Annotated in this window: 10 protein-coding genes; 9 read left to right on the top strand and 1 reads right to left on the bottom strand. The window is 69.2% G+C overall.

Going from position 1 to position 11,727, the window contains the following annotated elements; translation table 11 throughout:
* The 6 genes from B4915_RS08520 to B4915_RS08495 all read left to right on the top strand — a co-directional run bounded on the left by B4915_RS08520 (position 1) and on the right by B4915_RS08495 (position 5,408).
* Positions 1-1,116 (top strand): hypothetical protein, encoded by a 1,116-nt coding sequence (locus B4915_RS08520; protein ID WP_105805374.1) that lies wholly within the window; start codon positions 1-3, stop codon positions 1,114-1,116.
* Complete coding sequence (locus B4915_RS08515) at positions 1,110-1,640, top strand: hypothetical protein (protein WP_105805373.1); 531 nt, start codon at positions 1,110-1,112, stop codon at positions 1,638-1,640. The genes B4915_RS08520 and B4915_RS08515 overlap by 7 nt, the downstream gene beginning before the upstream one ends.
* Before the next feature lie 21 nt (positions 1,641-1,661).
* Positions 1,662-3,728, top strand: coding sequence for a right-handed parallel beta-helix repeat-containing protein (locus B4915_RS08510; protein ID WP_105805372.1), 2,067 nt, complete (start codon positions 1,662-1,664; stop codon positions 3,726-3,728).
* A gap of 213 nt (positions 3,729-3,941) precedes the next feature.
* Positions 3,942-4,598, top strand: coding sequence for a M23 family metallopeptidase (locus B4915_RS08505; RefSeq protein ID WP_105805371.1), 657 nt, complete (start codon positions 3,942-3,944; stop codon positions 4,596-4,598).
* 103 nt (positions 4,599-4,701) lie between these two features.
* Positions 4,702-5,076 (top strand): hypothetical protein, encoded by a 375-nt coding sequence (locus tag B4915_RS08500; protein WP_105805370.1) that lies wholly within the window; start codon positions 4,702-4,704, stop codon positions 5,074-5,076.
* Complete coding sequence (locus tag B4915_RS08495) at positions 5,073-5,408, top strand: hypothetical protein (protein ID WP_105805369.1); 336 nt, start codon at positions 5,073-5,075, stop codon at positions 5,406-5,408. Before B4915_RS08500 ends, B4915_RS08495 begins: the two co-directional genes overlap by 4 nt.
* A gap of 67 nt (positions 5,409-5,475) precedes the next feature.
* Here B4915_RS08495 and B4915_RS08490 read toward each other — a convergent pair whose 3' ends face one another.
* On the bottom strand, positions 5,476-5,763 hold the full coding sequence (locus B4915_RS08490; protein ID WP_105805368.1) for a hypothetical protein: 288 nt from the start codon (positions 5,761-5,763) through the stop codon (positions 5,476-5,478).
* Between the two features lie 56 nt (positions 5,764-5,819).
* Here B4915_RS08490 and B4915_RS08485 point away from each other — a divergent pair, with 56 nt between their 5' ends.
* From B4915_RS08485 to B4915_RS08475, 3 genes are all read left to right on the top strand, one after another.
* A complete protein-coding gene (locus B4915_RS08485; protein ID WP_105805367.1) occupies positions 5,820-7,184 on the top strand; it encodes a YifB family Mg chelatase-like AAA ATPase in 1,365 nt (454 codons plus the stop codon).
* Positions 7,181-8,620 (top strand): DNA-processing protein DprA, encoded by a 1,440-nt coding sequence (gene dprA, locus B4915_RS08480; RefSeq protein ID WP_245907411.1) that lies wholly within the window; start codon positions 7,181-7,183, stop codon positions 8,618-8,620. The genes B4915_RS08485 and dprA overlap by 4 nt, the downstream gene beginning before the upstream one ends.
* Positions 8,621-8,725: 105 nt before the next feature.
* Positions 8,726-11,707, top strand: coding sequence for a hypothetical protein (locus B4915_RS08475; RefSeq protein ID WP_146120046.1), 2,982 nt, complete (start codon positions 8,726-8,728; stop codon positions 11,705-11,707).
* Positions 11,708-11,727: the final 20 nt, after the last annotated feature.

The following is an 11,727-nucleotide window of genomic DNA, read 5'->3' as shown; positions in this document are numbered from 1 at the left end:
ATGCGCGCGCTACTCCACGAAACGACCACAGGTGAGATGGTCACCGAGCTCGACTTCTCTGCGATCACTTGGTCGACGGGGGTGTGTCGGGCTGACGAAGCAGCCGTCACGATCCCGGGCTACACCGGGCGCTCCTGGTGGCAGTTCATGGTGCCGCGGAAGTACGCGGTGTCGGTGTCTGAGGATGACGGGCGAGTGCGAGCCGCTGGGATTCTCTCGATCCCGGAAGGTGACACTGACCGGGACGGCACTCATCACGTTGTCTTCCCCTTCCGGGGCCCGGAGTCGATATTCGACCGGCGTTACGTTTTGCCCTACCCCTACTGGCCGCTGGTCGACGCTGACGGCCTACCGATCGCATCGCGCGATACCCGTGTTTCCGGGGTGGAGTACGGGACCATGATGAAGCGTCTCATCCAGCAGGCCCTGTCGCACCCCGGTGGGCAGCTCCCGGTCAGTTTCGAAGCGGACCGTTCCGGCACCCGAGAGAAGTCCTGGACAGCGGTCTCGGGGAAGCCCGTTCAGGACGCGATCGAGGATATCTCAGAGCTCGAGGGGGGTGTCGAGTGGGACTGGGTACCGAGCGTCGACGAGAACGACAGACTCAGGTGGACCTTCGTCACAGCCACCGACACCGCACGAGAACTCGTCTCGGCGTTCTGGCACACCTGGCAGTCAGGCGGCGCCGAGCCTGACATCAAAGACCTGAACGCGAAAATCAGCCCCGAGTTCCTTACCCAGACCGCGATCTTCACCGGCGGCAAAGACGATGACCGCGTACTGGTGGGTCGAGCTACAGGCACGTCGCTCATTGAGGCTGGAGTGCCACTATCCGAGGTGTGGGATTCATCCCACTCCTCGGTGTCCGAACAGGCCACTCTCGACGCCTGGGCTCGACGCAGACTCGAAGATGGTGCAAGCCCGATTCAGTATTGGAGCTTCGCGGTTCGCGCTGAACGAGCAGACGGACTCCGCCATGGCGATTGGTGCACCATCGAGGTCACTGACCACTGGCTGATCCCTGACGGATCGTACCCTCGGCGCATCCTCGAAGTCTCCGGGTCGCACGACAACGACTGGTACGGGGTCGTAGTCGCGGGGATGACGTCATGGTGACCCGCTTCTACACGCCGGCCGACAAGCGTCTCCCCACCGAGCTGCGCCGCATACAGCGATCACTCGCGGACGTGCAGAGCCCCACCGGGACAGAACGCGACCGCGTATTGATGCGGTTGCAGGAGACGGTGGAGAAGCTCGAGGACGCCGCCAAGGTGTTTACGAACTCGACCGGCGCAATGCACACGGGAGCATCGTGGATGCCCGCACCACCTTCCGTGGAGGCGTCCTCCCTGTCTCGGAAGTTTCGGGTCACGGTCACGGGGGGTAGTACCGGTGGCAGCACGATTCTGACCTTCTCCGCGCCGGGATTCACTCGTGACCGCGCGCTCGGGGGCACACCCGATGCCGTACTTGCACGAGCTATGGCGCTCGGCGGCGCCTCAGATGCAGGCACCGCTCAACGGTCGTGGATCGTGATGATGCCTGGGCCTGGACCCTACACATTCACCGCGCAAGCCCACCCCACCGACGGGTTCGCGACCGCAGTCGGACTGCAGATTGACGTGCAGCCCGTCCTCTAAACAGACCCCAAGGGAGTTGAGATGACGATCATTTCCGGCACCATCGCCGACAGCGCCGGCCAGCCGGAGAACGGCAGAATCGAGTTCGCACAAGCCCAGCGCATTGACACCGGAGACCTGCTGGTCACCCGGTCAATCGCCGTAGCCCAGGTCGTCGAAGGTGAGCTGCGCGCGCTGGACGGCGCCGCGTTCGCTCTTCCTGCGAATCCGCCGACGACGGCGGTGCGTGTAAGGGAGATGTTCGGAGGACGTACCCACGATTGGTGGACCGCAGTTCCCGATCAGGAGGCTGTCGAGTACCGCAGCCTTCCTGTGGTGGAGTCGGCTGGTGTACCGGCGTCACCGTGGGGGCCGCCCCCGTGGCTCGTCGCGGTCGAGTCCGCCCGAGACGACACCGTAGCCGCGATCGATAACGGTAAGGAACTCGTCGACGCGCTCGGTGGCCTCGTGGGCCTGAATCAGGCCGTCGAGGACGCGGAAACCGCCGCGACCACGGCCGGCGCTGAGGCGGATCGTGCGGTCGCCGCGGCGGACTCGATCGACCCGGCCGTGCTCAACGGCCGCATCGATGGGAAAGCCGACAAGGTCGCAGGGAAGGTGCCTCTCGAGCAGCTCCCCACCGCGGGCACCGCGACCGCATCCACGATCCCTCTGCGCGGCGCGGGCGGCGTTCTCCCCGGCATCGCGACGCCCGCCGCGGACACGGACGGCGCGAACAAGGCGTACATCGACCGCCGCGTCGGCGCGGTCGCGAACATCGTGAGCTTCGGGGCGACACCGTCGCTGACGATCTCCTCGAGCGCGGCGATCGCGGCAGCGCTCGCGTATCTGGCGGGTCTCGGCGGTGGCACCCTCATCATTCCCCCGGGCACGTGGGGGATCTCGGAGACGATCCGAATCCCCGCCTCGAACATTCGCATCGAGGCCGAGGGCGCAACGATCCGCAAGGTCAGCAACTTCGGGAACATGCTCACCAACTTCAACGGGGCCGTCGCGGGCGGCTATGCCGGGAACTCGGACCTGGCGATCGTGGGCGGCATCTGGGATGCTCGCGGCCACGACGAGGCATACAACGCCGGCGGCGACGGGTTTTTCTTCGCATGCTGCCGGAACGTCCTGATCGAGGGGGTCACGATCCGCAACGTCCGCGCGCACCATGTTGAGGTTCTCGCGGTGAACGGGGCACGGATCCGTGACTGCCGTTTCGAGGGCTTCTTCCGGACCGCGTCTCCCGTGCCGGGCGAAGCCATCCAGATCGACAGTAATTTCGACGGCTCAGGATCCCCTGGTCCGTTCGATAACACTATGTGCAACGACATCGTTGTCGATTCGTGCGTGTCCCGCGCCTCAGCCAATGCTGGCGCACCGGGAGCGATCGTCGGCACCCACGATCGGGCGCCAGGGTCGAGCGCGCTACACACGAACATCACGATCCGCGACTGCGTCGTCGAGGCCACCACCGGCTCCGACTACTACGGCAACGGCATCGGCGCGATCTACTGGATGAACGTCCTCATCACAGGCTGCAGCATCAGCAATGTGGTCGGGGCGGGCATCCGCATGGAGACTTGCACGAACGCGATGATCGACCGCTGCGTGATCCGGAACGCCGCTCAGCGAGGCATCATATGCTCCTCGAACCCGGTCACCCTTTCGACCTACGGACTCACCATCTCGTCGTGTCGGATCATCGGGACCGGGTTGGAGGCGATCCTGCTGTACGGCCGCCGCCGCAACGCCGTGATCTCGAACAACGTCATCACCAACGTCGCGGACAGCAAGGCTGCGATCTGTGTGGACGCCGCCGAATCCGAGACAGCGAACGCGGAGGTCCTGATCACAGGCAACTCGATCATGGACTGGTACGCCGCCACGAATACCGAAGGCTGCATCCGCGTGACAGGCTATGCCCGCCGCATCGGCATCACCGGCAACCACGCGACGAGCCGTCCCGGCAATCTAGGCGTCGGCGTCTACGCGAACGCCGGCACCTCCGAGGTGTGGATCTTCGCGAACATGTTCCGAGCCAACTTTTCGGCAGTCAACGGCGGCACCGGAACGATCAGCACCACCCCGAACTACGTCTGATCGACCACTCCGAAGGGAGCCACAATCTGGTGGCTCCCAACCTCCTCGCTTTCCCAGGAGAGGAGGCTGGGAGCGGCGAGCCTTCGCCTCCGGAGCGGTCTCCGCGTGCCGGTGCCAGACCCGACGTGATCACCGATGCGATGATCCTCGCCGGCGTCCAATCCATCCTCGGCCCCTCCCCGTGAGGGGCTTGCACCTGTGAAAGGAGGGGGCATGGCGACAGATCAGATCGTGCTCTGGCCGTCCCTGAACCCGGTAATCACCGAAGAGGCCGGCACCCGCGGCGGAACCCACATGGGCATCGACCTCGCCGCCCAGAGAGGCGACGCAGTGATCGCTCCGTTCGACGGGGTCGTGATCTTCGCCGGCGGCGACGGCGCGTCAGGACGCCTGCCCGGAACCGACATCTGGGCGAACGGCCAAGCGAAAGTCGTCAGGATCCGCCGCGCAGACGGCCTGATCGCGCACCTCGCGCACCTCGACACGATCGAGGTCGCTGCGGGGCAGGTAGTGAAGGCCGGTCAGCGCATCGGCGGGGCCGGTGACACCGGCTGGTCGACCGGCGTGCACATCCACTGGGAGCTGCGCTGGGACGAGTACTGGAACGGCGGCAACTGGATCAACCCGAGAACCATGAACCCGGTGATCTTCACCGGCACCACCGAAGGAGAAGAAGACATGCGCGGAATCATCTACCGCTCCACCGAGCACGGCAAGCACGGCGTCTACGCGGGCCCCACTGGCGGGTTCGTGATCCTGCAGAACGCAGAGGAAGCGGCGAACCTCAAGGCGATCGGCACCCCCGAGGTGTGGCTGACGCCGAAGACGCTTCAGGAGCTCATCGCCGACGCACGGAAGATGCAGCGGTGAACGACCTCGCGGTGATCCTCGCCGGCGGCGGCGTAGCGCTCGCGATCCTCGGCGCGATCACCGGCGCGAAGTGGCTGGCCGACCGCTACGGAAGGCGAGACGAATGAGCGAACCCGTCATGGTCGCCGTCATCGGTGCCGCGCAGGTCGTCCTGGCAGCCCTCATCGGGAAGATCAGCTTCGATACGCGGCGCGCGAAGAAGGCCGCGGAGTCCGCAGAGGAGCAGGTAGCGAACTCGCACACCCTCCCGACCGGGGAAACCTACAACCTGCGCGACAACATCGACCACAACCAGGCTGCGGTCATGGCAGAGTTCCGCGGCATGCGCCGAGACCTGGGACGAGTCGACAGCCGAACGATCGACCTGGGTCGGGAGATCGGCGAAGTGCGGCGCACCCTGAACAAGCACCTCGACGACTCCGCCGAATGGCGTGAAGAGATCGAAGACACCCTCAACCCTGCGAAGGAGAAACCGTGACCACCAAGACGACCGACACCCGCACCGCCGTCGTGCGCACCGTCGTGCCCGCCCTGATCGGTGTGCTGCTCGCGCGCCTGATCGCCGCAGTCCCGGGGATCGCCGCGGCCCTTGCCTGGATCGATGGCGTGCTCGTCGAAGCCGCGGCCGCCGGCGGTGTCCCGCTCGTCGGAGTCACCGCGGCGTGGCTGATCCAGGCAGCCCTCACCGCCCTGGTGATCTGGGCCTGGTACGCCCTCGCCCGCCACCTCGGCCGCCGCTGGCCCTCCTTCGAGAAGTGGATGCTCGGCAGCGAAGCCACACCCCACTACGAACCCCGCTACGCACGCTGACAGCCCTACCCCACACGACTACACCCCCTCCTAGCCCTTCGGGCCGGGAGGGGGTGCTTTCGTGCGTCTACGGCGCATTCAGGCAATCAGCGAGCATCATTCGCGTCACCGCAAGGTCGAGCTGCGCACCGTGGGCACTGCGCAACCGATCGAGCTCCAACGGCAGGACCTTGCGGCGGACCACTGGCCCCTCCCGGTCCGCGACGTGGATGAAGTACACCCTGCCCGGCTCTCGTCCGTAGACCTCGTCGATGTAGCGCACGGTCGCGGTCGGGCTGCCCAGGACCGCCCGCGCAAGCGCGCAGGCAACATCGTCGGCTACACGCCACCCGACTCGAGGACTGAAACCAGGCATGCGGGAACCCTACGCCCTACCGCCGACGGAGACGACAGGCTGGCAGGTAACGATGCCTGCTGACCATCAACCTCAGCCCGGCGTCGCTGCCCAAACAGGGCTCCGGCTTCGACCTCGCGATCGCGCTCTCAGCTCTGGCCGCCTCGGAGCACCTGCCCGCGCGGCGGCTGCCCGAAGTGGCGCACCTCGGCGAACTCGGGCTCGACGGTGAGCTGCGCCGCCCCGCAGGCCTGCTGCCCGCCGTGCTCGCAGCCCGTGAACTCGGCTTCGAACGGGTGATGGTGCCGGCGGCAAACGGGGCGGAAGCGGCGCTGGTGCCCGGCATCGAGGTCGTCGCCGTGCCCGACCTCGCGAGCGCCGTGGCGTGGCACCGCGGCGAGCGCGGCGCCGCAGCCGCGACCCCGGCCGCGGCCCCGGACCCGTCTCCGGAGACGCGGCAAGCCGGCGAGAGCGACGCGCTCGACATTGCAGACGTGGTCGGTCAGCCCGAGGCGGTCGAGGCACTCGTGGTCGCGGCGGCCGGGCGCCATCATCTCTCCATGCTCGGCCCGCCCGGCGCCGGAAAGACGCTGCTGGCTTCGCGTCTGCCCTCGATCCTTCCCGATCTCTCCCCGAGCGAATCGCTCACCGCGAGCAGCATCGCCGCGCTCGGCGGAGTGCCGCTCACCCGTCTCGTACGGCGCCCGCCATTCGAGGCACCGCACCACACCGCGTCGGTGGTCTCGATCGTCGGCGGCGGCGACGGCGGCGGAGTGCGGCCTGGGGCCATCACCCGCGCCTGCCACGGCGTGCTCTTCCTCGACGAGGCGCCGGAGTTCCCCCGCAGCGTGCTGGATGCGCTGCGCCAGCCGCTCGAATCGGGGCGGATCGAGATCCACCGCGCCAGGCTGCGCACCGCGCTCCCCGCGAAGATCCAGCTCGTCCTCGCCGCCAACCCCTGCCCCTGCGGCAACGCGGGCTCGCCCGACACCGCCGAGCAGTGCCGCTGCTCGCCTGGCACGCGCATCAAGTACCTGCAGCGCATCTCGGGCCCGCTCCACGATCGCATCGACCTGCGACTCGGCGTGCGGCGGGTGTCGAGCGTGCTGCAGCTCGACGTCGGGGGTCCGGCTCCCACCAGCCTCGAACTGCGCGAGCGCGTCGCCGCGGCTCGCAGCCGGGCGGCGGAGCGGCTGCGCGGCACGCCATGGGAGGTGAACTCCGAGGTGCCCGGCAACTGGCTGCGCGGAGGCAGCGGCAGACTCCCGCGCGCGGACACCGCGGTGCTCGACCGTGCGCTGGCACTCGGCTCGCTGACCCTGCGGGGTTACGACCGGGTCCTGCGCGTCGCTTGGAGCATCGCGGATCTCGCGGAACGAGATCGCCCGGGCCGTGCCGAGATCGCGCAGGCCCTCGTGCTACGCGGGGGTGATGCACCGTGAACGCTGCAGAGCTCCGGATCCGGGCGGATGCCGAGATGCGATCGCTGCTCGAGCGACTCACGCACGGCATCGCGATGCCCGGCTGCTCCCGAGACGATCCCGAAGACCGGGGCCGGCCCGCCGACGGCGCCCCCGGCACGGTCGCTACGGCGAGCGCCGATCCGTCACCGGACGCCGGAGACGTGCTGCTCGCCCGGATCGTCTGGTCCCGGCTCGTCGAGCCCGGCGATTCGCTCGCGGGCGGTCTCCTCCGCGCGCTCGGCCCGGTGACGGCGCTGGAGCAGCTGGCGGCGAATGCCTCGGCCGCGCGGGTGCGGGATCTCGTGCGGGAGCGCACGGGCGAGGAGCCTGCCGGCCCGGCGCTCCGGCGGGGGCTGGAGCGGTGGCGGCTGCGCCTCGACCGCGCGGCGACGCTCGCAGATCTGCAGGCGGGCGTGGAGCGCGGAATGCGGGTGGTCACGCCGGAGGCGAGCGACTGGCCGAGGGCGATCGGCGACCTCGGTGACCACGCTCCTCCGGCGCTCTGGGTGCGCGGAGACCCCGCCCTGCTGGGCCGCGCGGCACTCGCGGTCGTGGGGGCCCGGGCCTGCACCTCCTACGGTTCGCACATCACGGCCGAGCTCACCGAGGCCGTCTGCACGCTGGGCGCGACCGTGGTCTCGGGAGCCGCCTACGGGATCGACGCGACCGCGCACCGCGCGGCGCTGGCGCTCGACTCCCCCACGGTCGCCGTGCTGGCCGGGGGCGCCGATGTGCCCTACCCGCGAGCGCACGAGAGCCTGCTGGACCGGATCGCGGCGTCCGGCGCGGTCTGCTCGGAGATGGTGCCGGGCTCCACTCCGACGCGCTGGCGCTTCCTGCAGCGCAACCGCTCCATCGCCGCGCTCACCCGGGCGACCCTCGTGACCGAGGCGGGGGCGACCTCTGGCAGCATCAACACCGCCGGGCACGCGGCCGAGCTGGGGCGCGGTCTCGCGGCGGTGCCCGGCCCCGTCACCAGCGCCGCCTCAGCCGGCTGCCACCGGCTGATCCGGGACTACGGTGCGACCCTCGTCACCAACGGTGCCGAGCTGTGCGAGTTCCTCGAACAGCTCGACGGGCCGGCCTTCTTCGCACCGGAGCCCGGCAGGCCGTCGGCGGGCCCGCACGACGGCGAGCGCCAGCCGACCGGCCGGGCCCCGGATGCGGGAGCCGCGGGCCCTCAGGATCAGAGCGGAACGGGAGGATCGGCGCGGCCGCCAGCGGATCACCGGCGCGCACTCGACGCTCTGCCCCTGCGCGGTGCGCGGACCGCGCTGGACGTCGCCCGCCGGGCGGGGCTCACCCTCGCCGAGGCACACGCGGCCCTCGTCGAGCTCGAGCTGCTCGGGACGGTGGAGCGTCGCGAGGCCCGGGGCAGGGCGGAGACCGGATGGTCGCTGATCCGCAGAGGCTGACAGCGCCGGATGGCGACTATGCGCCATCCGCGCGGACCACGCCGCGCCGCGCCATACGATCCTCGGAGTGACCACAACCGGCGCAGAGATCAAAGGAGTATCGACGTGACGCAGACCCACCGGGGACGAGGCTCGAGACGAACGGCACGCCTGCTGCTTTCAGTCGCGATCTGCGGGGCATTGGCGCTGCCGCTCACCGTCTTCACGGACGCCGGCGACGCGCAGGCCGCGGACGGGCAGGGAGCGGGCAGGGCCTTGTCCATCGGCGTGGGCAGCGACGGCTTCGCCGCCCCTCCGGGAAAGAGCTGGAACCTCGTCCCGAGTCCGGTGTACCCCGGCACCGTCCGCATCGAGGGGCCGCGTGGGACCAGCTGTCTCGCCACGGAAGGCGGCAAGAACGACGGGCACGAGCACGGCGTGCAGTGGACGAAGTGCAATAACGATGCCAGTAAGAACTGGGTGATCGAGCCGCTGTCCACCGCCCCCGCGAGCACCGATCTCACCGCGCAGCGCGACGACACCGATCCGGAGGCCAATCTGAGGGACGACCACGACTCCCCGATCTTCATCCTGAGGAGCTGGAAGTACCCGCAGCACTGCCTGTTCAGCCAGGGTGCCGGATTCGACGGCGCGGAGCCGAAGAACCCGAACGGACGCACCCGCGGCATCACCCCGGACTGCGCGGGCGATGCCGCCGAGCGGAACCCGAGCCTGCAGTTCTCGGTGCTGAACGACACCGAGGACCGCACCGAGTGGGGGTTCCTGCGCGAGCGCATGGCGCTCGGCGCTGCCGCCTTCCACGGACGGGCACCGTTCAAAGCCTTCACCGGGAAGAACCTCTGGACACGGCCGCTCGACCTCGCGATGAACTACGTCGGCAAGCACAACGAAGCGACGAGCGACGGGTACTTCCTTCCGGATGCCATCGCTCTCGACCCCGCGAAGGAGGCGACGGTGTTCTCCGAATCGACGGTCAGCCTCGATTGCGTGGCCGGCGGCTGGTGGCAGGGCATCGACAACTCGAACGGTTCGGGAACCGTCACCCAGAGCGTCACGACCGAGCAGCAGCACACCGACCAGTGGGCGGTCGGCCTGGGCATCGAGGGCAGCATCGAGCAGGAGTCGAAGGAATCGGGCACCAAGGTCGGCGTGAAGATCAACGGCCACGTCGAGTACGCCAACACGAACAGCAGAACCGACTCGCGCACCATCACGATGGAGGTTCCGGCCGGCAAGTGGGGTATGGCCGTCGTCAGCGTGCCCGCGGTGACCGCGTTCGGCAACTGGAAGAGCGGCACCGCACTCGGCCGGGTGTGGAAGTTCAACGGCCCGCTCACCGTGGCGAAGAAGAACAGTGCAGGCCAGCCGGTCTCGACCACCGTCGCCAATGTGAACAGCCGCGAACGCAAGTCCTGCATCGCCCAGGGCGCGACCGTCCTCGAACCGGGTGCTCCGTTCCGCGTGACGACCCGGCCAGGCAGCCTCTCCCCGCAGCCCGGCGACACCGTCTCCGCCGAAGTGCACTTCATCGAGCCCGCGGGCGACCCTCCCCTCGACGTGCGCTACCAGTGGTTCGCGGACGATCGTGAGATCGCCGGCGCCACCGACCGCGACTACCGGATCACCGAGGACGCGGTCGGGCGCAAGCTCAGTTTCGCCGCCTACGAGAACGGCGGTGCCATGAGGTACGAGAGCCAGACGTACCTATCGCAGCAAACCGCACCGGTCGCGGCGGCCTCGCTCGCAGGAAAGAGCGCGGACGAGAGCCCTGAGCTACCGGAAGGATTCGCGGGCCGCCCGTACTCGGTGGTCCTCGCCGGCACCAGCGAGTTCGGTGACGCGGTGACCCTCGCGAACGGTGAAGTTCCCGGACTCGCCTTCGACCCGGCAACCGGCACCCTGGCGGGAATCCCGACGGAAGTGGGAACCTTCACGCTGAGCTTCACGGGCGAGGGGGCGGCGCCCACCGAGGCGAAGATCCAGATCGACCCCGCCCCCACGGTATTCCCCTCAGCTGCGGGATACTCGGTGCGTGTCGGCGACCCCGTGTCGATCCCGCTCGTCGCCGAACCCGGCACCGACGCGGCCTACTCGGTCGAGTTCTTGGACGAGCACGGAGGCGCCCGAGATAAGCCCGGCGGCCTGCGCATCGAGCACGACCAGGACGGTTCGCCCCGGCTCCTGGGTACCCCGACGGCAGCAGGTGTGACCGTGATCCGCGTCTCCGAGCAAAGCCCCCACCCCTCCGCGGAGGATGCGCGCGAAAGCTCCTCCGAGCTGCGGCTCGAAGTGAGCGGCGATCCGCACTTCGCCTACCACGACGGCGAAGTGCTGCGTATCCCGCTCCAGCAGCACGCGGAACTGAGCATTGCCCAGATGGCACCCGGCGGCGATCCGCTCGCGATCGCCGGCGAGCTTCCCCCGGGACTGAGCTTCGACGGCGCCGCCGCTTCCCTGAGCGGCGTTCCCGAGGCGGAGGGATCGTGGGAGATCACCGTCGGTCCCTCAGCCGAGGGCGAATCGCGCACGCTCCGCATCGAGGTCTACGACGCGCCGTCCATCACGCTCGAACGACTCGACGACGCAGCAACAACGCCGGACATCCGCGTCGGCGCACCGGTCGCGTGGCTCGTGCGCGCCACCCCGTCAGACGACATGCAGGTAACCGTGACCTCCGTCGGCTCCGACGCCGAAGTGGACTGGGCAGAGCTGAGCTCGGCTCTCCGCGAGGAGATCGCGATCGACGGCACGCCGACCGCAGCCGGCGCCTACCGCATCACGGTGCGCGCGCAGAACGCCGCAGGGGAGAGCACACGGGAGTTCCCCATCGAGGTCCTGCCGGATCAGGCACCCGTGCCCGAGGAGACCGAGCCCGATGAGGCGGACGACGCCCCGCGGCCGAGCGACGAGCCGCCCGCAGACACGCCCCAGGCGACCGGCGGACTGGCACGGACAGGCGCGCCTGAAGCGGCCCCGGCACTCATCCCGGCGGCCCTGCTCGCGCTCGCGGCCGGCGCATGGGCGCTGGCACGCGCGCGACGTGCCACCCCCTCGGCGCGGGCCGCCGATCGGCACGACACCCCATAGCTCGCGCCCACCGCACATCG

The sequence above is a fragment of the Leucobacter massiliensis genome (assembly GCF_002982315.1).
Taxonomy (GTDB): domain Bacteria; phylum Actinomycetota; class Actinomycetes; order Actinomycetales; family Microbacteriaceae; genus Leucobacter; species Leucobacter massiliensis.
The sequence above is the reverse complement of the archived record's forward strand: the minus strand, read 5'-3'. Positions and strand labels throughout refer to the sequence as shown.

What these genes read in the sequence shown, in the direction of transcription:
- B4915_RS08520 (WP_105805374.1), top strand. Translation starts at nt 1, where the DNA reads ATGCGCGCGCTACTCCACGAAACGACCACAGGTGAGATGGTCACCGAG.
- B4915_RS08515 (WP_105805373.1), top strand. Translation starts at nt 1,110, where the DNA reads ATGGTGACCCGCTTCTACACGCCGGCCGACAAGCGTCTCCCCACCGAG.
- B4915_RS08510 (WP_105805372.1), top strand. Translation starts at nt 1,662, where the DNA reads ATGACGATCATTTCCGGCACCATCGCCGACAGCGCCGGCCAGCCGGAG.
- B4915_RS08505 (WP_105805371.1), top strand. Translation starts at nt 3,942, where the DNA reads ATGGCGACAGATCAGATCGTGCTCTGGCCGTCCCTGAACCCGGTAATC.
- B4915_RS08500 (WP_105805370.1), top strand. Translation starts at nt 4,702, where the DNA reads ATGAGCGAACCCGTCATGGTCGCCGTCATCGGTGCCGCGCAGGTCGTC.
- B4915_RS08490 (WP_105805368.1), bottom strand. Translation starts at nt 5,763, where the DNA reads ATGCCTGGTTTCAGTCCTCGAGTCGGGTGGCGTGTAGCCGACGATGTT.